This is a genomic window from Actinoplanes sp. NBC_00393, assembly GCF_036053395.1.
Taxonomy (GTDB): domain Bacteria; phylum Actinomycetota; class Actinomycetes; order Mycobacteriales; family Micromonosporaceae; genus Actinoplanes.
The window spans coordinates 498,892-524,722 of the sequence record NZ_CP107942.1; the positions used below are offsets into that span (position 1 = coordinate 498,892).

General features: G+C 70.8%; 21 protein-coding genes. 11 read left to right on the forward strand and 10 right to left on the reverse strand.

What is annotated here, in order from left to right; translation table 11 throughout:
• Nucleotides 1-54 precede the first annotated feature (54 nt).
• Entirely contained in the window at nucleotides 55-678 is a 624-nt protein-coding gene (locus OHA21_RS02265) for a CG0192-related protein (protein ID WP_328469600.1), read from the forward strand.
• A 31-nt stretch (nucleotides 679-709) separates the two neighbouring features.
• Here the strand turns inward: OHA21_RS02265 and OHA21_RS02270 are convergent, their stop codons facing one another.
• Nucleotides 710-1,372, reverse strand: coding sequence for a response regulator transcription factor (locus tag OHA21_RS02270; protein WP_328469602.1), 663 nt, complete (start codon nucleotides 1,370-1,372; stop codon nucleotides 710-712).
• Nucleotides 1,369-2,598, reverse strand: a complete 1,230-nt coding sequence (locus OHA21_RS02275; RefSeq protein WP_328469603.1) for a sensor histidine kinase — start codon at nucleotides 2,596-2,598, stop codon at nucleotides 1,369-1,371. The genes OHA21_RS02270 and OHA21_RS02275 overlap by 4 nt, the downstream gene beginning before the upstream one ends.
• Nucleotides 2,599-2,730: 132 nt before the next feature.
• Between OHA21_RS02275 and OHA21_RS02280 the strand changes: the two genes are divergently transcribed.
• Nucleotides 2,731-3,297 (forward strand): hypothetical protein, encoded by a 567-nt coding sequence (locus OHA21_RS02280; protein ID WP_328469604.1) that lies wholly within the window; start codon nucleotides 2,731-2,733, stop codon nucleotides 3,295-3,297.
• Nucleotides 3,298-3,348: 51 nt separating this feature from the next.
• Here the strand turns inward: OHA21_RS02280 and OHA21_RS02285 are convergent, their stop codons facing one another.
• Entirely contained in the window at nucleotides 3,349-4,710 is a 1,362-nt protein-coding gene (locus OHA21_RS02285; RefSeq protein WP_328469605.1) for an FAD-dependent oxidoreductase, read from the reverse strand.
• A 172-nt stretch (nucleotides 4,711-4,882) separates the two neighbouring features.
• On the opposite strand from OHA21_RS02285, the gene OHA21_RS02290 reads away from it, so the two are divergent.
• The 6 genes from OHA21_RS02290 (at nucleotide 4,883) to yicI (ending at nucleotide 14,430) form a co-directional block, all read left to right on the forward strand.
• The gene (locus OHA21_RS02290) at nucleotides 4,883-7,786 is read left to right on the forward strand and encodes a glycoside hydrolase family 3 protein (RefSeq protein WP_328469606.1); all 2,904 of its coding nucleotides are present in this window, start codon (nucleotides 4,883-4,885) and stop codon (nucleotides 7,784-7,786) included.
• Between the two features lie 91 nt (nucleotides 7,787-7,877).
• On the forward strand, nucleotides 7,878-8,894 hold the full coding sequence (locus OHA21_RS02295) for a LacI family DNA-binding transcriptional regulator (protein ID WP_442875149.1): 1,017 nt from the start codon (nucleotides 7,878-7,880) through the stop codon (nucleotides 8,892-8,894).
• Nucleotides 8,895-9,031: 137 nt separating this feature from the next.
• Complete coding sequence (locus tag OHA21_RS02300) at nucleotides 9,032-10,345, forward strand: extracellular solute-binding protein (RefSeq protein WP_328469609.1); 1,314 nt, start codon at nucleotides 9,032-9,034, stop codon at nucleotides 10,343-10,345.
• A 54-nt stretch (nucleotides 10,346-10,399) separates the two neighbouring features.
• Nucleotides 10,400-11,287: a carbohydrate ABC transporter permease gene (locus OHA21_RS02305; protein ID WP_328469611.1), complete on the forward strand. Its 888-nt coding sequence runs from the start codon at nucleotides 10,400-10,402 to the stop codon at nucleotides 11,285-11,287.
• The gene (locus tag OHA21_RS02310) at nucleotides 11,284-12,171 is read left to right on the forward strand and encodes a carbohydrate ABC transporter permease (protein ID WP_328469613.1); all 888 of its coding nucleotides are present in this window, start codon (nucleotides 11,284-11,286) and stop codon (nucleotides 12,169-12,171) included. Before OHA21_RS02305 ends, OHA21_RS02310 begins: the two co-directional genes overlap by 4 nt.
• A gap of 9 nt (nucleotides 12,172-12,180) precedes the next feature.
• Nucleotides 12,181-14,430 (forward strand): alpha-xylosidase, encoded by a 2,250-nt coding sequence (yicI, locus tag OHA21_RS02315; RefSeq protein WP_328469615.1) that lies wholly within the window; start codon nucleotides 12,181-12,183, stop codon nucleotides 14,428-14,430.
• 541 nt (nucleotides 14,431-14,971) lie between these two features.
• Here yicI and nhaA read toward each other — a convergent pair.
• Nucleotides 14,972-16,243: a Na+/H+ antiporter NhaA gene (gene nhaA / locus OHA21_RS02320; RefSeq protein ID WP_328469617.1), complete on the reverse strand. Its 1,272-nt coding sequence runs from the start codon at nucleotides 16,241-16,243 to the stop codon at nucleotides 14,972-14,974.
• Nucleotides 16,244-16,445: 202 nt separating this feature from the next.
• On the opposite strand from nhaA, the gene OHA21_RS02325 reads away from it, so the two are divergent.
• Nucleotides 16,446-18,878: a phosphoketolase family protein gene (locus OHA21_RS02325; protein WP_328469619.1), complete on the forward strand. Its 2,433-nt coding sequence runs from the start codon at nucleotides 16,446-16,448 to the stop codon at nucleotides 18,876-18,878.
• Between the two features lie 271 nt (nucleotides 18,879-19,149).
• A complete protein-coding gene (locus OHA21_RS02330; protein ID WP_328469621.1) occupies nucleotides 19,150-19,611 on the forward strand; it encodes a peptidoglycan-binding domain-containing protein in 462 nt (153 codons plus the stop codon).
• A gap of 38 nt (nucleotides 19,612-19,649) precedes the next feature.
• On the opposite strand, the gene OHA21_RS02335 is transcribed toward OHA21_RS02330, so the two are convergent.
• The 6 genes from OHA21_RS02335 to OHA21_RS02360 all read right to left on the reverse strand — a co-directional run bounded on the left by OHA21_RS02335 (nucleotide 19,650) and on the right by OHA21_RS02360 (nucleotide 24,962).
• Nucleotides 19,650-20,402, reverse strand: coding sequence for an energy-coupling factor ABC transporter ATP-binding protein (locus OHA21_RS02335; RefSeq protein WP_328469623.1), 753 nt, complete (start codon nucleotides 20,400-20,402; stop codon nucleotides 19,650-19,652).
• 4 nt (nucleotides 20,403-20,406) lie between these two features.
• The gene (cbiQ, locus tag OHA21_RS02340) at nucleotides 20,407-21,171 is read right to left on the reverse strand and encodes a cobalt ECF transporter T component CbiQ (RefSeq protein ID WP_328469625.1); all 765 of its coding nucleotides are present in this window, start codon (nucleotides 21,169-21,171) and stop codon (nucleotides 20,407-20,409) included.
• Between the two features lies 1 nt (nucleotide 21,172).
• The gene (locus OHA21_RS02345; protein ID WP_328469627.1) at nucleotides 21,173-21,517 is read right to left on the reverse strand and encodes a PDGLE domain-containing protein; all 345 of its coding nucleotides are present in this window, start codon (nucleotides 21,515-21,517) and stop codon (nucleotides 21,173-21,175) included.
• Nucleotides 21,514-22,212 (reverse strand): energy-coupling factor ABC transporter permease, encoded by a 699-nt coding sequence (locus OHA21_RS02350; RefSeq protein ID WP_328469629.1) that lies wholly within the window; start codon nucleotides 22,210-22,212, stop codon nucleotides 21,514-21,516. Before OHA21_RS02350 ends, OHA21_RS02345 begins: the two co-directional genes overlap by 4 nt.
• 92 nt (nucleotides 22,213-22,304) lie before the next feature.
• On the reverse strand, nucleotides 22,305-23,264 hold the full coding sequence (locus tag OHA21_RS02355) for an Acg family FMN-binding oxidoreductase (RefSeq protein WP_328469631.1): 960 nt from the start codon (nucleotides 23,262-23,264) through the stop codon (nucleotides 22,305-22,307).
• Between the two features lie 78 nt (nucleotides 23,265-23,342).
• Complete coding sequence (locus OHA21_RS02360; protein ID WP_328478256.1) at nucleotides 23,343-24,962, reverse strand: GAF domain-containing sensor histidine kinase; 1,620 nt, start codon at nucleotides 24,960-24,962, stop codon at nucleotides 23,343-23,345.
• A gap of 158 nt (nucleotides 24,963-25,120) precedes the next feature.
• On the opposite strand from OHA21_RS02360, the gene OHA21_RS02365 reads away from it, so the two are divergent.
• Entirely contained in the window at nucleotides 25,121-25,768 is a 648-nt protein-coding gene (locus tag OHA21_RS02365) for a response regulator transcription factor (protein ID WP_328469633.1), read from the forward strand.
• Nucleotides 25,769-25,831 lie beyond the last annotated feature (63 nt).

Genomic DNA, 25,831 nt, shown 5'->3' on the forward strand with positions numbered 1-25,831 from the left:
GCGGGTACGGACCAGACCGCCGGATGCCGGATCACGACCCCTAGGCTTTCCGGCATGGCGCTCCTCCACAAGGCAACGATCACGCCCAGCAAACTTGAACTGCTCGCGGCCTGGCTGCCGACCCGCCCGTGGTACGACGGACCGGCCGAGCCCGAGCTGACCCGCGTCGCCGGCGCGCGGTTCGACGACCCGGACGGTGAGGTGGGCATCGAGACCCTCATCGTTCGTGCCGGTGACGGCCCGGCGTGGCAGATTCCGCTCACCTACCGCGGCGCCCCGCTCGACGGCGCCGAGGCGCACCTGGTCGGCACGGTCGAGCACTCGGTGCTCGGCAAGCGCTGGGTGTACGACGCCACCGGCGACCCGGTCTACGTGGCCGAGCTGACCCGGGTGATCCGGGAGGGCGGGCACGAGGCGCCGGAGGAGGTCGACAACGGCGGCGAGCGGGTGCTCCGCGAACCCGACCTCAAGCTGAGCGGCAGCGGCGCCGGGACGCCGCCGGCCGGGGAGATCACCGGGCACCGGGACGGCGACCCGACCGTGGTCCGGGCCGGTGCGGTCGAGCTGGTGGTCAGCCGGGTGCCGCTGGTCGCCGTGGACCCGGCCGACGTCGGCGTGCTCACCGGCTGCTGGCCCGGCCAGGAGACCCCGGTCGCCCTGGTCCACCTGCGCGCCTAGGCCGGCGATCTCAGCGAAGGCGAACGCCGGCCTATTCCTCTTCGCCGGGCACCACCAGGCCCTGCTCGTACGCGTAGACCACCGCCTGCACCCGATCTCGCAGGTCCAGCTTCGTCAGCACCCGGCTGACGTGCGTCTTCACGGTCGCGTCGGACAGGTGCAGGCGGACCGCGAGTTCGGCGTTGCTCAGCCCGCGGGCCACCAGCCGGAGCACCTCGAGTTCGCGCTCGGTGAGCCGGTCGGTGGCCCGGGCGGCCGCGGCGGCCGGTGGCGGCACCCGCATGTACCGGCTGATCAGGCGCCGGGTGACCGCCGGTGCGAGCAGCGCGTCCCCGGCGGCGACCGTGCGGACCGCCTCGGCGAGCTGGCCGGGCGGCGCGTCCTTCAGCAGGAACCCGGCGGCTCCGGCGTGCAGGGCGTCGTAGACGTACTCGTCCAGGTCGAACGTGGTCAGCACCAGCACGTGCGGGGCGTCCGGCCGGCCGGTGATCCGGCGGGTGGCCTCGATGCCGTCCATCTTCGGCATCCGGATGTCCATCATCACGACGTCGGGGGAGAGGTCGGCGGTGGCGCGGACCGCCTCGGCGCCGTCGGAGGCCTCACCGACGATGGTGATGTCCGGCTGGGCGCCGAGCATGCCGGCGAGTCCGGAACGGATCAGCGCGTGGTCGTCGGCGACCAGGACGCGGATCATGACGGGTCCCGGGGCAGCCGGGCGGTGACGGTGAAGCCTTCGCTGTCGGGTTCGGCGGTGAGCGTCCCGCCGTACAGCCGGGCGCGCTCGCGCATGCCGATCAGGCCGCGGCCCGGGTGGGACACCGCCGTGGGTGGGCCGCCGGTGTTGCGTACGTTGATGGTGATCTCTCTTTCCCGATAGCCGATCCGGACCGTGGCCGGCGCCCCGCCGGCATGCCGGCGCACGTTGGTCAGCGCCTCCTGGACGATCCGGAAACCGGCCAGGTCGACGCCGGCCGGCACGGTCCCGCGGTCGCCCTCGACGATCAGCTCGACCTGCAGGCCCGCGGCCCGGACCTCGTCGACCAGTTCGCCGGTGCGGTCCAGGGTGGGCTGGGGGAGCAGTTCGGCGCGGGTGTCGTCGTCGCGCAGCACGTCCAGGACGTGCCGCATCTCGGTGAGCGCCTCGCGCGCGGTGGACCGGGCCGCAGCGATGTGCCGGCGGGCGCTCTCCGGGTCCAGGGCGATCAGTTCCTCGGCCGCACCGGCCTGCACGGCCACGATGGACAGCGAGTGCGCCACCACGTCGTGCAGTTCCCGGGCGATCCGTTCCCGCTCGGCGGTGACCGCCGTCGCGGCCCGGCGCTCGGCGTCGGCACGTTCGGCGTCCGCGCGTACCGCGGCTTGTGCTGCGGCTTCCCGGGCTGCCACCGCCCTGGATGCGGCGCGTGCCGCGGCCTCGCGCTCCACCTCGGCCTGGGCCACCCGGACCCGGATCAGCCAGCCCGCCACCCACGCCCCGGTCACGAAGAAGCCGAGGATGATGACCTGCCCGACGTCCGGCTTGTTCGAGTAGTAGCCGAGCGGGAACAACGACAGCATCGTCGCGACGGTCGCCACCCCGCCGAGCACGGTGAAGGCGACCCGCCGCCCGTGCAGCGCCACCGAGAACGTGGCGACCAGCAGGCTGGGGAACGGGAACGTGGTGGTCTCCGGCCCGGTGACGGTGATGACCCGCACGATCAGCATCACCACGATCACCGCCAGCACCGTCATCGGCGCCCGGCGGCGCAGCACGAGCGGCAGCGTGACCCCGGCTGCGAACGCCAATCGCTGCCAGAGCGCGCCGGGGCCGGGCAGGGCGACGGCCTCGATCGCCGCCCAGCCGCAGAGCAGGGCGGTGAGCGCGACGTCGGCGCGGGGTGGCCGGCGCGGTACCCGGGAGAGGGTGGTCAGGGCATCCACGGCGAGGACCCTAACCATCCGCGCGGCGCGCGGGCGTCATCCTCCAGGCGCACAAAGATCATCATTCGGAGGTACGTGCGGACGACCGCAGACCGACGAGCCGGGGCGGGTGTTCTCCGTAACTTGATCGGCATGACGATCACTACCTCGGAAAACACCACTGCGACCACCGCCACGGTCCGGCCCGTCGTGGGCTGGCTGGCCGCTGCCGGAGCCATCGCCTCCGCGGTTGCCGGCGCCATCCAGGCGGTCCGCTCCGACGACGGCAACCCGCTGGTCGGCACCTCCGAACACGTGCTGCTGGCCATGGTCGCCGCGGCGCTGGTGTTCTGGATACCCGGCTACCTGGCCCTCGGCAGGTTGGCCGGCACCCGCACCGCCCGCATCGGCGCCTGGCTCGCGGTTGCCGGCTCGGCCCTGCTGGCGCTCGGCATGACCAGCACGAACCTGCACGACCAGGACTACTCGTGGTTCCCGATCGTGGCGGCCCCGGCCAACCTGTTCTGGCTGCTCGGCTCGATCCTGCTGGCCGTCGCCACCTGGCGGACCCGCACCCTGCCCCGCCCGCTGGCCTTCGCCCTGGTGCTGGTCTGGCTGACGTCGATCATCCTGTCCCAGGCCGGCGGCAACCTGATCGCCGGCGTGATCTGGGGCTTCGTCGCCTGGTCGCTGCTGGCCGCCGCCCGCCGGACCGCCTGACCCCGGCTGTCACCGAGCGCGGTATCCCGGCCGGGGAAGCGACAGCAGGCGTCAGCCGAGGGCTTCGCCCGCTTTGCGGGCGGCGATCAGGACCGGGTCCCAGACCGGGGCGTACGGCGGCGCGTAACCCAGGTCGAGCGCGGTCATCTCGGTGACCGTCATCCTGTTCCACAGGGCGACCGCGAACGCGTCGATCCGCTTGGCCGCCTCAGTCTTGCCGACGATCTGCGCGCCGAGCAGCAGCCCGGTGTCCCGCTCCGCAAGGATCTTGACAGTCATCGGGACCGCGCCGGGGAAGTACCCGGCGCGGTTCGTCGACTCCACCGTCGCGGTGACGAACTCGTACCCGGCCACCGAGGCCTCGCGCGACGTCAGCCCGGTGCGGGCCACCTCCAGGTCGCAGATCTTGGTGATGCCGGTGCCGACGACGCCGGGGAAGGTCGCGTACCCGCCGCCGATGTTGATCCCGGCGACCCGGCCCTGCTTGTTGGCGTGGGTGCCGAGCGGGACGTGCATCCGGCGGCCGCTGACCAGGTTCAGCACCTCGGTGCAGTCACCGGCCGCCCAGACGCCCTCGCCGACCCGCTGGCGCAGGTCGGGGACGAGCCCGCCGGAATCGCCCAGCGGCAGACCCGCGGAGGAGGCGAGTTCGGTGTTCGGGCGTACCCCCAGACCGAGGACCACGATGTCGGCCGGCAGCGTCCCGCTGTCGGTGACCACCGCGCTGATCCGGTCGTTCCTGGTCTCCAGGCCCTGCACCGTCACGCCGGTGCGCAGGTCGATGCCGAGCTTGCGGACCGACTCGGCCACGAGCGCGCCCATGTCCGGATCCACGGTGGACATCGGCTGGTCGGCCTTCTCCACCAGGGCGACCCGCAGCCCGCGCCGGACGAGCGCCTCGGCCATCTCGACACCGATGTAGCCGGCGCCGATCACCACGGCGGACTCCGGTTTCGGCGACTCGTCCAGCCAGGCGTGCACCGCCGCTCCGTCGCCCAGGGTCTGCACGCCGAACACGCCGCTCGCCGGGGTCTGCGCCCACGGGGGGCTGACCGGGGTGGCGCCGGCCGCGTAGACCAGCTCGTCGAAGCCCTCCCGCACGTCCCGGCCGGCCGCCAGGTCGCGCACGGTGACCGTACGCGCGTCCAGGTCGATACCGGTCACCCGATGCCGGATGCGCACCTCGATGCCGGCCTCCCGGAACGCCGCCGGGTCCCGGGCGATCAGCCCGTCCGGCCCGTCCACCAGGCCGCCGATCCAGTACGGAATGCCGCAGGCCGAGTACGACGTGAAGTCACCCCGCTCGAACGCGAGGATCTCCAGGTCTTCCCGGCCGCGGCGTTTGCGGGCCTGCGAGGCCGCGGACATACCCGCTGCGTCGCCCCCGATGACGATCAGTCGCACGCGTCCCATTCTGCCCTGAAGTCACGGCCGGAATTGAAGGAAAGCTGCCGGCAGTTGTTGCCTGCCGCATCAGCCCCGATCTATGGTGACCGCACCGCTCCTCATTTCACCGAGCTTTCGCTCGTGTCACCGTCGAAGCGCTTCGACGATCGGTCCGCAAACCCATTCTCAGGAGAGCGTCATGCGAAAACGCGGTTTGGCCGTCCTCGCCGCCGCCCTGCTGGTCGTGCCCCTGGCTCCGTCCGCCGCCCGGGCCGACCCCGCCTTTCCGTTCCGTGATCCGAGCCTGCCGCTGCAGACCCGCCTCGACGACCTGGTCGGCCGGCTCACCCTCGACGAGAAGATCTCCCTGCTGCACCAGTACCAGCCGGCCGTCCCACGCCTCGGCCTCGAGGTGTTCAAGTCGGGCACCGAGGCGCTGCACGGGGTCGCCTGGTCCAACGACTACCGCAACAACGGCGCCAAGATCGACGCGACGGCGACGGTGTTCCCGCAGGCCGTCGGCCTGGCCAGCACGTGGGATCCGGAGCTGATCGAACGGGTCGGTGACGCGGTCGGCGACGAGCTGCGCGGCTTCCACGCGCGGGATCCGGTCGTGTGGGGCCTGAACACCTGGGCGCCGGTGGTCAACCTGCTGCGTGACCCGCGCTGGGGCCGCAACGAGGAGGGCTACTCGGAGGACCCGCTGCTGTCCGGCGAGATCGCCACCGCGTACGGGCGGGGCCTGCAGGGCGACGACCCGGACCATCTGAAGGTCGCGCCCACCCTGAAGCACTACGCCGCCTACAACAACGAGACCAAACGGGACGTGACCTCGTCCAACGTCCCGCAGCGGGTGCTCAACGAGTACGAGCGCAAGCCGTTCGAGATCGCCCTGCGCAACGACGCGGCGACCGGTGTGATGGCCTCCTACAACCTGATCAACGGCCGGCCCGCCACTGTGGACCCGGACCTCGGCACACTCGTCCGGGACTGGAGCGAGCGGCGGCTCTTCAACGTCAGCGACGCCTGGGCGCCGACCAACCTGACCGGCTCGCAGCAGTACTTCGCCACCCAGGCCGAGGCGAACGCCGCGCTGCTCAAGGCCGGTCTGGACAGCTTCACGGTGAACGACACCAACGCCGAGCCGACCACCACCGCGGTCAAGGAGGGGCTCGCGCAGGGACTGCTCACCGAGGCCGACATCGACGAGTCGGTGGGCAACGCGCTGAGCATCCGGTTCCGGCTCGGTGAGTTCGATCCGGACGGTGGCCCGTACGCGGACATCACGCCCGCGGTGATCGACAGCCCGCAGCATCGCGCGCTGGCCCGGGAGACCGCCGCCGAGGCGGCGGTGCTGCTGAAGAACACCGGCGCGTTGCCGCTCAAGCCGGGCGGTGACGTCGCGGTCGTCGGTCCGCTGGCCGACAAGCTCTACAGCGATTGGTACGGCGGACAGCTCCCGTACGAGGTGACGGTGCTGGACGGCATCAAGGCCCGGGCGAAGTCGGTGACCAGCGCGTTCGGTGCCGACCGGATCGCTCTGAAGGACGTGTCGACCGGCCGCTACCTGAGCGCGACCGCCGGCCCCGCCGGTGTCGTCGAGACCACCGCCACGCCGGCCGCCCAGTTCGAGAGCGTGGACTGGGGCGACGGCGTCTCCACCCTGCGCAACGTCGGCAACGGCAAGCTGCTCGGCTACAACTGGGGACCGTTCGTCACCGTCGAGAACAACCCGACCGGCTGGTTCGTGCAGCAGCAGTTCAAGCTCGAGGAGCAGTCCGACGGCACGGTCGTGCTGCACTACGTCGGCTACGAGACGCAGGAGTCCTGGTTCGGCGCGAACACGTACGTGACGATCGGCGCCGACGGCAATCTGGCCCTCGGCTCGCCGGACGCGGCCGGCGCCGCCCGCTTCACCCGGGAGGTCCTGGTCGACGGGGTGGCCGAGGCCGCCGCCACCGCGAAGAAGGCGAAGACCGCCGTGGTCGTCGTCGGCACCGACCCGTTCGTCGCCGGCCGTGAGGTGCACGACCGCGCGTCGATCGATCTCGGCGCCCGGCAGGAGGCGCTGATCAGGGCGGTCCGGGCGGCGAACCCGAACACCGTCGTGGTGGTGCAGTCCAGCTACCCGCAGACGCTCACCTGGGCGCAGCGCAACGTGCCGGGCATCCTCTGGACCACGCACGCCGGCGCCGAGACCGGGCACGCGGTCGCCGACGTGCTCTTCGGCGACGTGAACCCGGCCGGCCGGGTCACCCAGACCTGGCCCGCCTCGACCGAGCAGCTTCCCGACGACCTGCTCCAGTACGACATCATCAACACCGGACAGACCTATCTCTACAGCGACGCCAAGCCGCTGTACGCCTTCGGGCACGGGCTCTCCTACACCACCTTCAAGTACGGGAAGCCGGTGGTGAGGAACGGCAGGGTCAGCCTGACCGTCACCAACACCGGCAGGCGGGCCGGCGACGAGGTGGTCCAGCTCTACACCCACCAGCGCACCTCCCGGGACGCCACCCCGGTCAAGCAACTGCGCGGCTTCCAGAAGGTGCATCTCGCGGCCGGTCAGTCGAGGACCGTCACGTTCGCGCTGAAGCCGGCCGACCTGGCCCGCTGGGATCAGACCCGGCAGCGCTGGATCGTGGAGACCTCGGTCTACGACGTTCTTCTCGGTTCCTCGTCGAGCGACATCCGGCAACGGGCGACGCTGCCGGTGCGCGGGGAGACCATCCCGGCGCGCGATCTGGCCGAGGAGACCAGGGCGGAGACCTTTGACGCGTACGCCGGAGCGCGCTTGCTGGACGAGACCAAGGCGCGCGGCACCGTGGTCGGGGCGCAGTCGGCCGGCGACTGGATCGCCTTCCGCGACGCCGCGCTGCGGGGCGGGACCACCTTCACCGCTCGCGCTTCCGGCGCGGGAACCGTGCAGGTCCGGCTCGGTTCGCCGACCGGACGGCTGCTCGGCACCGCCACGCTCGCCGACACCGGCGGCGTCTACCGGTACGCGACGGTGACCGCCGCGCTGGCCAAGGCGAACGGGCGCCAGGACGTCTACCTCGTGCCCAGTCCGGGTCTGCGGCTGGCCACGTTCAGCATCCGGTGACGTGATCACCGTGGGTGTGCCCGGCGAGGTGCACCCACGGTGATCAGTAGGATCCACGAAAGGAGAGGCTGTGGCGACTTGGGGAGGCGCAGTGCCCACGATCAACGACGTCGCCAGGGCGGCCGGGGTGTCGCCCAGCACGGTGTCGTACGTGCTGAGCGGCCGCCGTCCGATCTCGGCCGAGACCCGTGCCCGGGTCCAGGCGGCCATCGCCGAGCTCGGCTTCCACCCGCACGCCGGGGCGCGTGCCCTGGCCAGCAGCAAGACCAACGTGCTCGCGCTGGTCGCGCCGCTGCGCGTGGACGTCAACGTGCCGGTCATCATGCAGTTCGCCACCGCGGTGGTCACCGCAGCCCGCTCGTACAACCACGACGTGCTGCTGCTCACCAAGGACGAGGGCACCGCGGGGCTGGAGCGGGTGGCGCACAGCACCATGGTCGACGCGTTGATACTGATGGACCTGGAGCGCGACGACCTGCGGATCCCGGCCCTGCGCCGGCTCAAGCAGCCGTCCGTGCTGATCGGGCTGCCGTCCGACCACACCGGCATCGCCTGCGTCGACCTGGACTTCGCGGCCGCCGCCCGGGAGGCGCTGACTCATCTCGCCGGGCACGGCCACCAGCGGATCGGCCTGGTGGGTCCGTCGCCGGCGGTCTATCGACGGCAGACGACGTACGCGGACCGGTTCCTCTCGGGTTTCCTGGAGGCCTCGGCTGAGCTGGGCCTGCGGACTGTGACCCATCCCTGCGAGCCGGGCGCCGAAGGCGTGCGGTCCTGCCTGGCCGAGATCGACGCCGAGTTGCCCGCCCTGACCGCCCTGGTCGTGCACAACGAGGAGGCGCTGCGGCCGCTGCTGGACCTGTTGCACGCCACCGGCCGGCGGGTCCCGGAGGACATCTCGATCGTCGCGATCTGCCCGCGCGACGTGGCGGTCTCGATGCCGGTCAACCTGACCTCGATCGACATCCCGGCGCACGACGTCGGGACCCTCGCGGTGGAGACCGCGATGCGGCTGCTGGACGGTCGCCGGGTGGAGTACACCCGCCTGCTCGCACCGAGCCTGGTGGAGCGGGACAGCTGCCGCGAAATCTCCACGTCACACCGTTGACACGACAGGCGCGCGTTTCATAGCGTCTCGGCAAGGCACATCGTCGAAGCGCTTCGACAGCGGGCTTCGATTCGTCGAAGCGCTTCGACGATGGTGCCGCCGGCTTTGACAGATTCCAGTCCCTCTGGGAGGACGGCATGTTCCGATCACGATCCGGTCTGGCGGCCGGTGCGCTGCTGCTCGCGGCGTCACTCGGCCTGGCCGCCTGCGGCGGCGACGACAGCGGCGGCGCCGAGGAGGGCGCCGACGCCAAGACCCTGACGCTCTGGCACTACGAGGGCCCGACCAGCGCGATGGGCATCGCCTGGACCAAGGCGATCGAGATCTTCAAGGAGAAGCACCCGGGCGTCGAGGTGAAGTTCGAGGAGAAGGGCTTCGAACAGATCCAGCAGAACGCCCAGATGATCCTCAACTCGGACAGCGCGCCCGACATCATGGAATACAACAAGGGCAACGCGACCGCCGGCCTGCTCTCCAAGCAGGGCCTGCTCACCGACCTCAGCGAGCAGGCCACCGAGCGCGGCTGGGACAAGAAGCTGAGCTCCAGCCTGCAGACCACCGCGAAGTACGACGAAGACGGCATCATGGGCTCGGGCAAGTTCTACGGCGTGCCCAACTACGGCGAATACGTGATGGTCTACTACAACAAGGACCTGTTCGCGAAGCACAAGGTCGAGGTGCCGACCACCCTCGACCAGTTCACCGCCGCGATGGACACCTTCGTCAAGGCCGGCGTGACCCCGCTCTCCGTCGGCGGCGCGGAGTACCCGGCCCAGCAGATCTTCTACGAGCTCGCGCTCTCCAAGGCCGACCGCGCGTTCGTCGACGACTACCAGCTCTACAAGAACAAGGTCGACTTCAAGGGCGCGCAGCTCAGCTACGGCGCGCAGACCTTCGCCGACTGGGTGAAGGCCGGTTACATCTCGAAGGACTCGGCCGGCATCAAGGCCGAGGACATGGGCGTCGCCTTCACCCAGGGCAAGTTCCCGATCCTGATCTCCGGCAGCTGGTGGTACGGCCGGTTCGCCAACGAGATCAAGAACTTCGAGTGGGGCACCTTCCTGTTCCCGGGCAACAACCTGCACCCGGGCTCCAGCGGCAACCTCTGGGTGGTGCCGGAGAAGAGCAAGGCCAAGGCGCTGGCGTACGACTTCATCGACATCACCATGACGCCGGAGATCCAGGCGCTGCTCGGTAACAGCGGTGGTGTCCCGGTCGCGGCCGACGTCGCGCAGATCACCGACCCGAAGAACAAGGAGCTGATCGAGAACTTCAACAAGATCTCGACCAGCGACGGCCTCGCGTTCTACCCGGACTGGCCGGCGCCCGGCTACTACGACGTGCTGGTGGCCGGCGTGCAGGGCCTGATCAACGGCTCGAAGACGCCGGACGCGGTCCTCGACGAGATCGCCGGCCCGTACAACGAGAACCTCGCGGATCTCGGCAAGTAAGCGCAGCGCGCGGGCGGTGGTCCGCCACCGCCCGCGCCGCGAAAGGGAGCCGGTATGGCTAAACAAAAGGGTTACGCGGTCTATCTGATCCCCGGCGTGCTCGCCTCGCTGCTGGTGATCATCGTGCCGCTGGTCATGACGGTCTACATCAGCTTCACCAAGTGGACCGGTGTCGGTGACCCGCGCTGGGTCGGCTTCGACAACTACACCCGCCTCTTCGGCGACACCCTGTTCTGGCAGTCGTTCAGCAACATCATCCTGCTCATCATCGCGATGGCGGTGATCCCGACGCTGCTCGGCCTGGTGCTGGCGGCGGTGCTCTTCGACTACGTGGCCAAGAAGTTCGGGGACCGCTGGGCCGGCTTCTTCCGCTCCGGCTACTACCTGCCGCAGGTCATCCCGGTCGCCGTGACCGGCATCATCTGGGCCTGGATCCTGCACCCCAGTTACGGCGCGCTGAACCGGATCCTGGAGGCGGTCGGGCTCGGCGGGCTCGCGAAGAACTGGCTCGGTGACCCGGACTACGCGCTGTACAGCGTGATGGCCGTGATGATCTGGTTCCAGCTCGGCTACCCGATCGTCATGTTCATGTCCGGTCTGCAGCGCATCGACCCGTCGATCTACGAGGCGGCGGACCTGGACGGCGCCACCTGGTGGCAGCGGTTCCGCAAGATCACGGTGTACATGATCCGGCCGGAGTTCTACGTCGTGCTGATCACCACCACGATCGCGGCGCTGAAGATCTTCGGTCAGGTCTTCGTGCTCACCGGGGGTGGGCCGAGCAACGCGACGCTGGTGCCGTCCTACTTCGCCTACAAGAACTTCTTCGAGAAGGCCCAGGTCGGGTACGGGTCGGCGATCTCCACTGTGCTCACGGTGCTGATCGTCGTGCTCGCCTTCGTGTTCCTGCGGCTGCAGCACCGGGCCGAGGAGCAGTCATGACCGTCACGGCTACGAAAGCTCCCGCGCGTACCCCGTCCGGTGACGCGCCGAAGGCGCTGCGGCATCGCAACCCGGCCCGGTTCTTCGTGCTCACCGGCCTGCTGGTGCTCTTCCTCCTGCTGGTCGGGCCGCTGCTGGTGGTCGCGGTGAACGCGGTGAAGAGCCCGGCCGAGTACGCCGGCAGCGGCCCGCTCTCGATCCCGACGAGCCTCTACTGGGACGGCATCGTCGACTTCTGGAACCGGGTGAACTTCGGCCAGAAGCTCTGGAACAGCTTCATCACCAGCCTGGTCGTCGCGGTCCTCGGTGTCGTGCTGAGCATCCTCAACGCGTACGCACTGGGCATCGGCCGGGTGAAGGGCCGCGTCTGGTTCCTGGTGTTCTTCCTGGTCGCGAACCTGCTGCCGCAGGAGGTGCTGGTCTACCCGCTGTACTACATCTCCAAGGAAGCCGGCCTCTACGACAACCTGATCGCGATCATCATCATCTTCACGGTCATCCAGAGTGCCTTCGGCACCTACCTGCTGACCTCGGTCTACAGCGAGTTCCCCCGGGAACTGCTGGAAGCCGCGTCCATCGACGGCGCCGGCAAATGGCGCACGCTGTGGCGGGTGGTGGTCCCGGTCAGCATGCCGACGCTGGGCGTGCTCTTCACGTTCTTCTTCATCTGGACGTGGAACGAGTTCTTCCTGCCGCTGGTCTTCCTGATCTCCAACGACAACCAGACCGTCCCGGTGGCACTGGGCGTCCTGCAGGGCGACCGGATGATGGACGCCACCACGACCAGCGCCTCGGCGCTGATCGGCATCCTCCCCGCGATGCTCTTCTTCCTGATCTTCCAGCGGACCCTCACGCGCGGCATCGCCGCCGGCGCCATCAAGTAAAGGATCTTCATGAAGTTCACCGACGGCTATTGGCGCAAGCGTGACGGTCTCACTGTGCTCCACCCCGCGCACTTCCAGGACAGCGTCGCGGCGCCGGACTCGCTGACCGTCTACGCCGCCACCCGGCCGGTCCGCCATCGCGGTGACACGCTCAACGCCCCGCTCATGACGGTCACCTGCTCGGCGCCGGCGCCGGACGTCATCCGGGTCACCATCGAGCACTTCCAGGGACTGGAGCCGCGGCTGCCCGAGTTCGCCATCGCTTCGTCGCCGGTCGACGTCGTCGTCGATGACACCTCGATCACGTCCGGTGCGCTGACCGCACGGTTCAACCCGGGGGAGAACTGGGCGCTCGACTTCTTCGCCGACGGGCGCCGGATCACCGGCAGCGGCTGGAAGGGCATGGGCATCGTCGACACCGATGACGGCGAGTCCTATGTGCACGAGCAGCTCGACCTCGGTGTCGGCGAGACGGTCTACGGCCTCGGCGAGCGCTTCGGGCCGTTCGTCAAGAACGGCCAGAGCATCGACATCTGGAACGAGGACGGCGGCACCAGCAGCGAGCAGGCGTACAAGAACGTCCCGTTCTACTTCACCAACGCGGGGTACGGCGTGCTCGTCGACCACCCCGGCAAGGTGTCGTTCGAGGTCGCCTCGGAGATGGTGTCGCGGACCCAGTTCAGCGTCGCCGGCCAGTCGCTGTCCTACCTGGTGATCCACGGACCCACCCCGGCCGACGTGATCCGCAAGTACACCGCGCTGACCGGCCGCCCGGCGCTGCCCCCGGCCTGGTCGTTCGGCCTCTGGCTGACCACCTCGTTCACCACCTCCTACGACGAGGAGACGGTCAACAAGTTCGTCGGCGGATTCCACGACCGGGATCTGCCGCTCAGCGTCTTCCACTTCGACACGTTCTGGATGCGCGAGTTCAACTGGTGCGACTTCGAGTGGGACTCCCGGGTCTTCCCGGACCCGCCGGGCATGCTCAAGCGGCTCGCCGACCGGGGACTGCGCACCTGCCTGTGGATCAACCCGTACATCGCCCAGCGCTCCGCGCTGTTCGCCGAGGGCAAGGCCAAGGGCTACCTGGTCAAGCGGGCCAACGGCGACGTCTTCCAGTGGGACCTCTGGCAGGCCGGGATGGGCCTGGTCGACTTCACCAACCCGTCCGCGCGCGAGTGGTATGCGGCCAAGCTGCGTGGTCTTGTCGAGATGGGCGTCGACGCGTTCAAGTCCGACTTCGGCGAGCGGGTCCCGACCGACGTGGTGTGGCACGACGGGTCCGACCCGGAGCGGATGCACAACTACTACACACAGCTCTACAACCAGGTCGTCTTCGACGTGCTGCGTTCATCGAAGGGCGAAGGCGAGGCCGTGCTGTTCGCCCGCTCGGCCACGGTCGGCGGGCAGCAGTTCCCGGTGCACTGGGGCGGCGACAACTCCAGCAACTTCGAGTCGATGGCGGAGAGCCTGCGTGGCGGGCTGTCCCTGATGTCGTCCGGCTTCGGGTTCTGGAGCCACGACATCGGCGGCTTCGAGGGGTTGCCGGACCCGGCGGTGTTCAAGCGGTGGGTCGCGTTCGGGCTGCTCAGCTCGCACAGCCGGTTGCACGGCAGCACGTCGTACCGGGTGCCGTGGGACTTCGACGAGGAGGCGGTGGACGTGCTCCGGCACTTCACGCACCTTAAGTACCGGCTGATGCCGTACCTGTTCGGCGTGGCCCGCGAGGCGCACCTGGACGGCCTGCCGGTGATGCGGCCGATGGCGTTCTCCTTCCCGGCGGACCCGGCGGTCACCCACCTGGACCGGCAGTACCTGCTCGGCGGAGACCTGCTGGTCGCGCCGGTCTTCACCGCCGGCGGCGACGTGCAGTTCTACGTGCCGGCCGGGCGGTGGACCCACTTCCTGACCGGTGAGGTCGTGGAGGGCCCCGGCTGGGTCCGGGAGACGCACGCCTTCGACAGCGTGCCGCTGCTGGTCCGGCCGGGCGCGATGATTCCGGTGGGCAACCGGGTGGACCGGCCCGACTACGACTACCGCGACGGGGTGACCCTGCGGTTGTTCGAGCCGGCCGAGGGGCGTACCGCGGTGGTCGTGCCCGGCCCGGCCGGCGCCGACAGCGTCTTCACGGTCGTCCGGGAGGGCGCGGAGATCCGCATCGGCCGCACCGGCGACGCCCTGCCGTGGCGCGTCCAGCTCGGCGACGAGGTCACCGAACTCGCCGCTGACCAGGACAGCTGCACCCTCACCCTGGGCTAGCAGCGACGAGTGCCCGGCGGAGCCCACCCGGCTCCGCCGGCCGCTCCCCGCCCCGCCCTGCCTTGCGCCGCGCCGCCCCGCCCTGCCTCGCCCCGCGCCGTCCCGCGCTGCCTTGCGCCGCGCCGCCCTGCCCTGCCTTGCGCCGCGCCGCGCCGCCCTGTCTCGCCTCGGGCGCAAGATCAGCGTCGGCTGGCGATGGGTTCCCGGAGCGTCGGCACACCCACAGCGGGTGTGGGCACACACGCTGTGGGTGTGGCCCCTTCCGGGAAATCCTGCTGGACGGCGCTGCCCGGCGCGGGCTGATCTGTCGGCCGTGCGGACCCAGCCGGATCGAGGGAGGGCTGGGCGGTACGGGGGAGGGCTGGCGGTGCCAGGAAGGACTGGGCGGTGCCAGGGAGGACTGGGCGGTGCCAGGGAGGACTGGGCGGTTCGAGGGAGGGCTGGGCGGCGCGACGGAGGGCCTGGCGGTGCGATGCGGGGCTGGGCGGCGCGACGGAGGGCCTGGCGGTGCGAGGGAGGGCCGGGGGAGGGGTGGGACGGCTCAGCGCTGGTAGGCGTCGGGGATGCCGTCGGCGTCGTCGTCGGCCTCCTCGAGGGCGCAGAGGCGGCGGTAGTGGCGGTTGCGGATGCGCAGCAGGACCGTGGCGAGCAGGGCGGCGATCAGTGAACCGGCCAGCACGCCGATCTTCGTCTGGTCGTCGAGTTCGCTGCCGGAGCCGAAGGCCAGCTCGCTGATCAGCAGCGACACGGTGAAGCCGATCCCGCCGAGCAGGCCCAGACCCAGCACGTCCCACCAGCTCAGCCCGTCGGCGAGCTGGGCCCGGGTGAAGCGCTGCACCAGCCAGGCCGAGGCCATGATGCCGATCGGCTTGCCCAGCACCAGGCCGGCGACCGCGGCGAGGGTGGCGGTGGCGCCGAGCCCGCCGCTGCCGCTGATCGTGACACCGGCCGCGAAGAAGGCGAAGACCGGCACCGCGAAGCCGGCCGAGACCGGCCGCCAGCGGTGCTCCAGGCGGTGGGCCAGGTCGACGCCGCCGCGGCCGCGGACCGGCACGGTGAACGCCAGCAGCACGCCGGCCACGGTGGCGTGCACCCCGGAGGCGTGCATCAGCGACCAGGCGAGCCCGGCCAGCGGCAGCAGCAGCCACCAGCGGGTGATCCCGCGCTGGACCAGCGCGCCGAAGACCGCGATCGTCAGCAGGGCGGCCAGCAGCGGGAGGGGGTGCAGGCCCGCGGTGTAGAAGATCGCGATGATCGTGATGGCCAGCAGGTCGTCGACGACGGCCAGGGTGAGCAGGAAGGTCCGCAGCGCGCCCGGCAGATGGGTGCTGATCACGCCGAGCACGGCCAGTGCGAAGGCGATGTCGGTGGCGGTCGGCACGGCCCAGCCGCGCAGCCCGTCACCGTCGTCGGTGAGGATGACCGCCACGTAGATCAGCGCGGGGACGAGCATGCCGCCCATCGCGGCCGTCACCGGCAGCGCGGCCCGCCGCAGATCGCGCAGGTCGCCGACGACGAACTCGCGTTTCAGCTCCAGCCCGGCGACGAAGAAGAAGATCGCCAGCAGGCCGTCGGCGGCCCAGGCGGCGAGCGAGAGGTTCAGGTGCAAGTCGCCCGGCCCGGCCCGGAACGCCGCCAGCTCCTGGTAGAAGTCTTTCCATGGGGAGTTCGCCCAGGCCAGGGCCAGCACCGTGGCGCCGAGCAGGAGCATGCCGCCCACGGTCTCGGCGCGCAGGATCTCGGCGATCCGCCGTGCTTCGGTCCAGCTGCCGAGCCCGAGCAGCCGGAACTGGCCGCGTGGTGGCGAGGTCATGGCGGTCCTCCCGATGGGCATGCCTGTCGTAAGGCCGACCAGGCTTCCCGGCACACCGACGCCCACTTTACGTGACCTTCATGTAGCGGTCGACGTAACCCGGCGGTCGCTGGGGGTAACGTCCCACGGGGAAGGGCCGAAAGACCCGTGTTCCCGATGGCCACCGCCGATACGTTCAGAATCGACAACTCCGGCGAGAGGAATGATCGTGACCGCCGTTTCGGACAACCGGTCCCAGCTCGACCACGAGGAGCTCGTCCGGAAGCTCGCCGCCCCGGACGACGCCGAGGTCGCCGGCCTCGACGCCTGGTGGCGGGCGAACAACTACCTGACCGTCGGCCAGATCTATCTGCAGGGCAACCCGCTGCTGCGCGAGCCGCTCAAGTCGGAGCACATCAAGCCGCGCCTGCTCGGCCACTGGGGCACCAGCCCCGGTCTCTCCTTCGTGTACGCCCACGTGTCCCGCCTGATCCGCAAGACCGGGCAGCAGGCCATCTACCTGGCCGGCCCCGGGCACGGTGGCCCCGCCCTGGTCGCCGCCGGCTACCTGGAGGGCACCTACTCCGAGGTGTACCCGAAGGTCAGCCTCGACGAGGGCGGCATGCTGCGCCTGTTCCGGCAGTTCTCCAGCCCCGGCGGCATCCCCAGCCACGTCTCGGTGACCACGCCCGGGTCCATCCACGAGGGTGGCGAGCTCGGCTACGTGCTGGTGCACGCGTTCGGCTCGGTGATGGACAACCCCGACCTGCTCACCATCGCGGTGGTCGGTGACGGCGAGGCCGAGACCGGTCCGCTGGAGGGCTCCTGGAAGGGCATCTCCTTCATCAACCCCGAGCACGACGGCGCGGTGCTGCCGATCCTGCACCTCAACGGCGCGAAGATCGCCGGGCCGACCGTGCTGGCCCGCAAGGACCCGGCCGAGGTGCGCAAGCTCCTGGAGGGCCACGGCTACGAGATCATCGAGGTCGAGGGGGCCGACCTGCCCGGCATGCACCACCGCTTCGCGGCGGCGCTGGCCGAGGCGTGGGGCAAGATCCGCGCCATCCAGAGCGCGGCGCGCGGCGGCGACTGGGACGGCGCGCGTCCGCACTGGCCGCTCATCGTGCTGCGTACGCCGAAGGGCTGGACCGGTCCCGAGAAGATCGACGGCATCACCGTGACCGGCACCTGGCGCTCGCACCAGGTCCCGCTCTCCGGGGTCCGCGACAACGAGGACCACCTGCGTGAGCTGGAGAAGTGGCTCAAGTCGTACCGGCCGGAGGAGCTGTTCGACGCCACCGGCGCGCCGGTCGAGCAGATCCGCGCCGAGGCGCCCGACGGCGACCTGCGGATGAGCGCCTCCCCGCACGCCAACGGCGGCCTGCTCACCCGCGACCTCGACCTGCCGGACTTCCGCGACTACGCCATCGAGGTGAAGCAGCCGGCGCAGACCCGGGCCGAGTCCACCCGCAAGCTGGGCGAGATGATGCGCGACATCTACCAGCGCAACAGCGACCGGTTCCGGCTGTTCTGCCCGGACGAGACGAACAGCAACCGGCTCGGCGCGGTCTTCGAGGTCTCCGACCGGGCGTTCATGGAGTCGGTGAACGACGACGACGTGAAGCTCAGCCGCAACGGCCGGGTCATGGAGGTGCTCTCCGAGCACAACTGCCACGGCTGGCTGGAGGGCTACAACCTGACCGGCCGGCACGGCATGTTCGCCACGTACGAGGCGTTCGCCATGGTCAGCGCCTCGCAGACGGTGCAGCACGGCAAGTGGCTGCAGGAGGCCAAGCACCTGCCCTGGCGGGCCAAGGTGCCGAGCCTGAACATCCTGCTCACCTCGACCGCCTGGCGCAACGACCACAACGGCTTCTCGCATCAGGGTCCCGGCCTGATCCAGGTGGTGCTCACCCAGCGCGGCGACGTGGCCCGGGTCTACCTGCCGCCGGACGCGAACACCCTGCTCTCGGTGGCCAACCACTGCTTCCGGTCGAAGTCGTACATCAATCTGATCGTCATCGACAAGCAGCCGCAGCTGCAGTGGCTCGACATGGATCAGGCGATCGAGCACACCGCGAAGGGCGCCGGCGTCTGGGAGTGGGCCGGCACCGACGACGGCAACAGCGACCCGGACATCATCCTGGCCTGCGCCGGTGACGTGGTGACCATGGAGACGGTGGCGGCGGCCCGGATCCTGATGGAGAAGCTGCCGCAGCTGAAGGTCCGGGTGGTCAACGTGGTCAACCTGATGACCCTGCCGCGGCCGAAGGACCACCCGCACGGCATGAGCGAGACCATGTTCCGCGAGCTGTTCACCGACCACGTGGACGTGGTGTTCGCCTTCCACGGTTACCCGGGCGCCATCCACCAGCTGGTGCACGGCCGGCCGGACGCCGACCGGTTCCGGGTCCGCGGCTTCATCGAGCAGGGCACCACCACCACACCGTTCGACATGACGGTGCGCAACCGGGCGTCCCGGTACCACCTGGTGATGGACGCGATCAACAACGCCAAGCGGCTGCCGGTCGGCGCGACCGAGCTGAAGGCCTGGTGCGAGGCGCAGCTGGAGAAGCACGAGCGGTACGTCGTCGAGCATCTGGAGGACATGCCCGAGGTGCGGGACTGGTCGCTCGGAGACTGGGCCGAACACTGATCTTGCACGCACCCGGGGCCCGGCGCCAGATGGTGCCGGGCCCCGTGCGATATCCCACTGCCCGGTGCGCGTGGATGCGCGGTCCGGCGCGCGAATTCACAGTTTCGCGCGGGTGAACGGGCTTTGACGGGTGCGAATCGGTCAGCCGGCCGAAATCATTTCTGACGAATCGCTGGCGATGACTTACTTCACCCTTTCAATCATCGGCGCGGGGCGCGAAAGTGAGGGAAGTACACACCCGTCGCTCGACGATGAGGAAGGGGACCCCCGTATGACCGCCACGTTGAACCCTTGGCCGACGACCCGGCAGGGCGCGACGAATCACCCGGTGCCGATGCTGCAATACCTGCTGCTGGCACACGGGCACACGGTCACCGTTGATGGAGTCTTCGGTGCACAGACCTCCGACGCGGTACGCGCCTACCAGCGCGCCAAGAATCTCCCCGACGACGGTGTCGTCGGCCCGCAGACCTGGCGCGCGCTGATCGTCGAGGTACGGCCGGGTGCGAAGGGCAACGCGGTGCGCGGCGTGCAGCACGAGTTCCAGGTCCGCGGCGATGTGGCCCCCCAGGCCGACGGGGTGTACGGGCCGGCCACCGAACAGGCGGTACGCGCCTTCCAATCCGCGCTGCGTGCCGACGGCGCCGAGGTCGCGGCGGACGGGGTCATCGGGCCCCGCACCTGGCAGGCCCTCGTCGGCGGCGTGCAGGCGCCGCTGCGCCAGGCCGCCTGACCTCTCCTCCGCGGGTGTGAAGTCCGGGTCCCCGGACTTCACACCGTCCGGGGATCGAAACCGAACGGCAGCTCGAGGCGGTGGCTCGCCATCAGGTCGCGGTCGGTGAGCAGCTCCCCGGTCGGTCCGTCGGCGACGATCCGGCCGGCGTCCAGGATCACCGAGCGGGGGCAGAGCTCCAATGCGTACGGCAGGTCGTGCGTCACCATCAGCGCGGTGACCGGCAGGGATTCGATGATCTCGGCCAGTTCCCGCCGGCTCGCCGGGTCCAGGTTGGACGAGGGCTCGTCGAGGACCAGGATCTCCGGGCGCATGGCCAGCACGGTGGCGACCGCGACCCGCCGCCGCTGGCCGAAGGACAGGTGTTGCGGCACCTGACCGCGGTGCTCCAGCATGCCGACGGCGGTCAGGGCCTCGTCGACCCGGGCGGCGAGCTCGTCTCCGCGTACCCCCAGATTTGCCGGGCCGAAAGCCACATCCTCCGCGACCGTCGGCATGAAGAGCTGGTCGTCGGGATCCTGGAAGACGACGCCGACCCGGCGGCGGATCTCGGTGATCGCCTTGCGATCGCCGGGCGTGACCGGCATGCCGGAGATCTCCACCCGCCCGGCCCCGCCGTGCAGGATGCCGTTGAGATGCAGCACCAGGGTGGTCTTGCCGGCGCCGTTCGGCCCGAGCAGCGCGACCCGCTCGCCCGGCGCGAGGGTCAGGTCCACGCCGCGTAGCGCCTCGCGCCCGTCCGGGTACGCGAAGTGCAGCCCGGTGATCTGCAGGGCAGCCGGCACACTCATGGGGTCATGCTAGGACGAGCGCGGCGACGGCTATGCCGGCGGTGGCGACCGGCAGGGCCGCGGAGATCGCCCACTCGCGGGCCGGCGCCGGGCCGCCGCCGAGCTGGGGGAGCCGGCCGGAGTAGCCGCGCGACAGCATGGCCAGGTAGACCCGCTCGCCGCGCTCGTAGGAGCGCAGGAAGAGCGCGCCGACGCCGACCGCGAACGCCTTCGCCTGCCAGAGGAAACGCGGGTCGTAGCCGCGGGCCAGCCGGGCGATCCGCATCCGGCGGGCGTCGTCGGCGAGCACGTCGATGTAGCGCAGCATGAACGTCATGATCTGGGTGAGGACCTCGGGGCAGCGCAGCCGGTCCAGGCCGAGGATCAGGTCACGCATGGTGGTGGTCGCGGCGAGCAGGAGCGACGCCAGTACGCCGAGCGTGCCCTTCGCGAAGATGTTCCACGCGCCGTAGAGGCCGTCGACCGAGAGCGACAGGCCCAGCCACTCCACCCGCTCCCCATGCCCGGCGAGCGGCAGCGCGATCGCGAGCAGCACGAACGGCAGCTCGATGGTGGCCCGCTTGGCCAGCCAGCCGGCCGGCACCCGGGCCAGCACCGCCACTCCGGCGAGCAGCAGCGCGTACCCGCCGAAGGCGAGGAACTCGGTCCGCGGGGTGGCCACCACGATGACGGTGAACAGCAGCATCGCCACGATCTTCACCTCGGGGGACAGCCGGTGGATCGGGCTGTCCCGGTCGAGGTGCAGCGGGTGGGCGTGCCCCGCGGCCAAGTCAGGAGACCTTGTCGCGGCGGCGGACCAGCCAGAACAGGCCGCCGCCGACGGCGAACGTGATCAGTACGCCGAGGACGCCGGACAGGCCGGTGGAGAGGAACTCGTTGTCGATGCCCCGGATGCCGTAGTCGGCCAGCGGGCTGTCGGCCAGTTGATGGTCACCCTCCTGCTGCAGCATGCAGGAGCCGCCGGTGATCTCGTCGTCGGCGTTGAACGTGCAGCCCTCGCGGGCCGCGTAGTCCAGGCCGTCCGGGCTGCCCGAGGCGAAGCTGGACACCACACCGGCCAGCAGCAGGGCGACGAGCAGGCCACCGGCCAGGAACCATCCCAGCTTCTTGCTCATGCCTCGACTCCGATCTTGGCGAGGGCGGGCTTGCGGAAGTGACGGAGCGCGTAGACCAGGTCGGGGCGCACGCGCGCGACGGTGACCACGGTGGTGGCGGCGATCAGGCCCTCACCGATGCCGATCAGCACGTGCACGCCGGCCATCGTCCCGGCGATCCCGGCCAGGGACAGCTCGGTGGTGCCGCCCAGCGCGTACTGGACGACGAAGCCCATCGAGGCGACCACGACGCCGATGATCGAGGCGATGAAGGCGGTGGCGCCGAGCCCGGCCGGGGTCTTCGGCAGGATCCGTAGCAGGCCGGCGACCAGCAGGTAGGCGACCGCGGTGCCGAGGATCGCCATGTTGAAGATGTTCAGCCCGATGGCGGTGAGGCCGCCGTCGGCGAACAGCAGGCACTGCACGATCAGCACGGTCGCCACGCACAGCGAGCCGACCCACGGGCCGACCAGGATCACCGCGAGGGTGCCGCCGAGCAGGTGACCGGAGACGCCGGGCAGCACCTGGAAGTTGAGCATCTGCACGGCGAAGATGAACGCCGCGACCAGCCCGGCCATCGGGGCCAGCCGGTCGTCGAGGTCGGCTCGGGCCCGCCAGACGCAGACCGCCAGCGCGGCCAGTGAGATCGCCACGAAGGCGAGTGACACCGGCCCGTCGATGATGCCATTGGCGATGTGCATCGCCTGCGTCTCCATGGAGCCTCCCGCCGCGGGCCGCGGTCGGGGCCCATCGGCGTCAGCATATTCCCGGGCATGCGTTGTTGCATATATGTGGCAACTACCAGAGGTCAGCCTGTGTGGACCACCACATCGGCGACCTCGCGGCGCGGCGCCGGGTTTCCCGGCCGGCCGTAACCGATACGCAGCGCGATCTGCGGGAAACCGGTCCGGCCGAGCGAGCGCCGCAGCTGGTCCCGCGCGGCCGGCACCTCGATCGGCTGGGAGATCATCGAGCAGGCCAGGCCGGCGTCGGTCACCGCGAGCAGCACGTGCTGCAGCGCCTGCCCGGCCATCACCTGGTCCAGCTTGCGGTCGCCGGCGGTGCCCAGGATGCCGACCAGCGGCTCCGGCTCGTAGTCGCGGCCGGGCGCCCGGCGCCGGTGCCCGAACCGCTGTGGGATCAGGTCCTGCGGCTCGCCGACCGGCGCGCCCGCGGTCACCGGGATGCCGTCCGGCGCGACCTCGGTGTCGGTCCAGGTGATCAGCTCGGACTGGTAGTGGTCGTCGCGGCGCAGCACCCGGTCGGCGCTGTGCGCGATCTCCGAGAAGCCGCTCAGCGCGGTCATCCCGACCAGCAGGTCCAGCCAGGCGTGCTCGGCCCGGGCCGCGTCCAGCAGCCGGACCCGGACGTCGGCGGGCACCGGGTCGGGCCAGAACGGGTCACGGTTGCTGTGCCGGCGTTCGATCGCGGCGTGCAGGTCGCGTTCGGCGTATGTCGGAGGCCGTTGCCGTCCCGGCGTCAGCCGGGCCATCACCTCGGGCTCGTCGCTGTCCGGCAGCAGCAGCACGTCCGCCGGGGTGCCCGCCCAGGCCAGGGCGAGCCGGGCGTTGAAGGTGGCCGCACCGCAGGCGAGCCGCATCGCCCAGCCGGCCCGGTCGGCGACGGCGAGCTGGCGGGACGGGTCGGCGAGCACCTCGATCGCGCCGTCGCGCAGCCGGAACGCCCACGGCTGGGTGTTGTGCATGGAGGGTGCGTGGATGCCGGCCGCGGCGGCGCGCCGCAGGTCGGACTCGTCGTAGCGGATCACGGCGGTTCTCCTTCCCGGTGTTCCCTCAACGGTGCCTCCCGGGAGCGCCCACCGTTAAGGGCCGAAGGTCCCGCTCGCTCAGGCGCCCAGAGGGACCCGCCAGGTGATCAGCGTGCCGGTGCCGTCCGGGCGGGGTCCGGCCTCGAAACCGCCGCCCAGGTCGGCCGCCCGCTCGCCCATGTTGACCACGCCGCCGCGGGCCAGCGCCGGGTCCATGCCGACGCCGTCGTCCTCCACCTGCAGGATCAGCTCGCGACCGGCGACGCGTACCGAGACGCGGACCGCGCGGGCCTGCGCGTGCCGGGCGGCGTTGGACAGCGCCTCCCGCAGCACCGCGATCAGCTCGGGCACGATGTCGTCCGGGACCGCGCTCTCCACCGGGCCGGACGTCTCCAGCGTGGGCCGGAAACCGAGGGTGTCCAGGGCGGCGTCGCAGGTGTCGCGCAGTTCGGTACGCAACGTCGCGCCGACCGGGGCACGCAACTCGAAGATCGAGCGGCGGATGTCGCGGATGGTGGCGTCCAGATCGTCGACCGCCGCGTTGATCCGCTTCACCACCTCCGGCCTCATCCCGGCCGGGGCGACCGCGCCCTGCAGCTGCATGCCGGTGGCGAAGAGCCGCTGGATCACCACGTCGTGCAGGTCGCGGGCGATCCGTTCGCGGTCCTCCAGGACGGCGAGCAGTTCCCGCTCCTCCTGGGCCCGGGCCCGTTCCAGCGCGAGCGCGGCCTGCCCGGCGAACGAGGAGAGCAGCGCGGCGTCGTCGGTGCTGGCCGGCCCGCTGACGATCAGGACGCCCTGCGGCAGGTCGGCGCCGGCCAGCGGGGCGACCAGCGCCGGGCCGTCCGGCACCTCGCCGGGCCACTCGGCGGCCGCCCGCAGGTTCTCCACCAGCCGGTACGACTCCTGCCCGAAAGTACGCGTGTCAGCCGGCAGAACCCGCCCGGCGAGATCGGCGCCGTCGGACACCTCGATCCGGTACCGGGCGTTCTCCTCCTCGTAGAGCAGCACCAGCACGAGGTCCGCGCCGGCCACCTCGCGGGCCCGCCGGGCGATCAGCCGCAGCGCCTCAGTACGCCGGACCGTCCCCACCAGCACCCCGGTGATCTCGGCCGCGGCCGCCAGCCACCGTTGCCGGCGCTGGGCCAGCTCGTACAGCCGGGCGTTGTCGATCGCGACGCCGGCCGCGGCGGCCAGGGCCACCACGATCTCCTCGTCGTCCTCGCTGAACTGCTCGGCGCCCTGCTTCTCGGCCGGGTACCCGCCTTGTTTCTCCGCCAGGTAGAGGTTGCCGAAGATCTGATCACGGGTGCGGACCGGGACGCCGAGGAAGCTGTGCATCGGCGGGTGGTGCGGCGGGAACCCGTACGAGTTGGGGTGCCTGGTGATGTCCGGCAGCCGCACCGGCCGCGGGTCGGTGATCAGCAGGCCGAGCACGCCGCGCCCGTGCGGCAGGTCGCCGATCTTCGCGTGCGCCGCCGGGTCGATGCCGTGCGTGACGAAGTCGGAGAGGCTGTCGTTGTCCGGGGCGAGCACGCCGAGCGCGCCGTACCGGGCGCCGGCCAGCGCGCACGCCGCCTCCACGATCCGTTGCAGGGTGCTGCGCAGGTCCAGGTCGGTGCCGATGCCGACGACCGCGTCGAGCAGGGCGCGCAGCCGTTCGCGGCTGGTGACGATGTCGCCGACCCGGTTCTGCATCTCGTGCAGCAGCTCGTCGAGCCGGACCCGGGACAGCGGACTCAGGCCCAGCGAGGGAGTCGATTCGGCCACGGCGTCGAGGCTATCGGTTGGGGCCGTGCGGCGACGCGGGACCTTAGGCCCTTGGTGGCCGGGTCGACCGGGGGTAGGAAGGAGACATGATCCGAGTCTTTCTCCTCGACGACCACGAGGTGGTCCGCCGCGGCCTGATCGATCTGCTGCAGGCGGGCGGTGACATCGAGGTCGTTGGCGAGTCCGGTTCCGCTCAGGAGGCGGCCCGGCGCATCCCGGCCCTGCGCCCGGACGTGGCGGTGCTCGACGCCCGCCTGCCGGACGGCAACGGCATCGACGTCTGCCGGGACGTGCGGGCGGTCGACTCGACGATCAAGGGCCTGATCCTCACTTCGTACGAGGACGACGAGGCGCTGTTCGCCGCGATCATGGCCGGCGCGTCGGGGTACGTGCTGAAGCAGATCCGCGGCACCGACCTGGTCGACGCGGTGCGCCGGGTCGCGGCCGGGCAGTCGCTGCTCGACCCCGCGGTCACTCAGCGGGTGCTGGAGCGCATCCGCAACGGGGTGGAGCAGCCGCGCGAGCTGGCCTCGCTGACCGATCAGGAGCGGCGGATCCTGGAGTTCGTCGCGGAGGGCCTGACCAACCGGGAGATCGCCGGGCGGATGTTCCTGGCCGAGAAGACGGTGAAGAACTACGTGTCCAGCCTGCTCGCGAAGCTCGGGCTGGAACGGCGTACCCAGGCCGCGGTGCTGGCCACCAAGCTGCTCGGGGATCACCCGTCGCATCATTGACCCGAGCTTCAGCCCGGCGGCCGCGCTGCGGCCTCGCCTCGTGCATGGTCGCGCGGTAGTGCG

Coding starts and splice junctions, on each gene's coding strand:
- OHA21_RS02265 (WP_328469600.1), top strand. CDS start 55: ATGGCGCTCCTCCACAAGGCAACGATCACGCCCAGCAAACTTGAACTG.
- OHA21_RS02270 (WP_328469602.1), bottom strand. CDS start 1,372: ATGATCCGCGTCCTGGTCGCCGACGACCACGCGCTGATCCGTTCCGGA.
- OHA21_RS02280 (WP_328469604.1), top strand. CDS start 2,731: ATGACGATCACTACCTCGGAAAACACCACTGCGACCACCGCCACGGTC.
- OHA21_RS02285 (WP_328469605.1), bottom strand. CDS start 4,710: ATGGGACGCGTGCGACTGATCGTCATCGGGGGCGACGCAGCGGGTATG.
- OHA21_RS02290 (WP_328469606.1), top strand. CDS start 4,883: ATGCGAAAACGCGGTTTGGCCGTCCTCGCCGCCGCCCTGCTGGTCGTG.
- OHA21_RS02300 (WP_328469609.1), top strand. CDS start 9,032: ATGTTCCGATCACGATCCGGTCTGGCGGCCGGTGCGCTGCTGCTCGCG.
- OHA21_RS02305 (WP_328469611.1), top strand. CDS start 10,400: ATGGCTAAACAAAAGGGTTACGCGGTCTATCTGATCCCCGGCGTGCTC.
- OHA21_RS02310 (WP_328469613.1), top strand. CDS start 11,284: ATGACCGTCACGGCTACGAAAGCTCCCGCGCGTACCCCGTCCGGTGAC.
- yicI (WP_328469615.1), top strand. CDS start 12,181: ATGAAGTTCACCGACGGCTATTGGCGCAAGCGTGACGGTCTCACTGTG.
- nhaA (WP_328469617.1), bottom strand. CDS start 16,243: ATGACCTCGCCACCACGCGGCCAGTTCCGGCTGCTCGGGCTCGGCAGC.
- OHA21_RS02325 (WP_328469619.1), top strand. CDS start 16,446: ATGATCGTGACCGCCGTTTCGGACAACCGGTCCCAGCTCGACCACGAG.
- OHA21_RS02330 (WP_328469621.1), top strand. CDS start 19,150: ATGACCGCCACGTTGAACCCTTGGCCGACGACCCGGCAGGGCGCGACG.
- OHA21_RS02335 (WP_328469623.1), bottom strand. CDS start 20,402: ATGAGTGTGCCGGCTGCCCTGCAGATCACCGGGCTGCACTTCGCGTAC.
- OHA21_RS02345 (WP_328469627.1), bottom strand. CDS start 21,517: ATGAGCAAGAAGCTGGGATGGTTCCTGGCCGGTGGCCTGCTCGTCGCC.
- OHA21_RS02350 (WP_328469629.1), bottom strand. CDS start 22,212: ATGGAGACGCAGGCGATGCACATCGCCAATGGCATCATCGACGGGCCG.
- OHA21_RS02360 (WP_328478256.1), bottom strand. CDS start 24,962: ATGCAGAACCGGGTCGGCGACATCGTCACCAGCCGCGAACGGCTGCGC.
- OHA21_RS02365 (WP_328469633.1), top strand. CDS start 25,121: ATGATCCGAGTCTTTCTCCTCGACGACCACGAGGTGGTCCGCCGCGGC.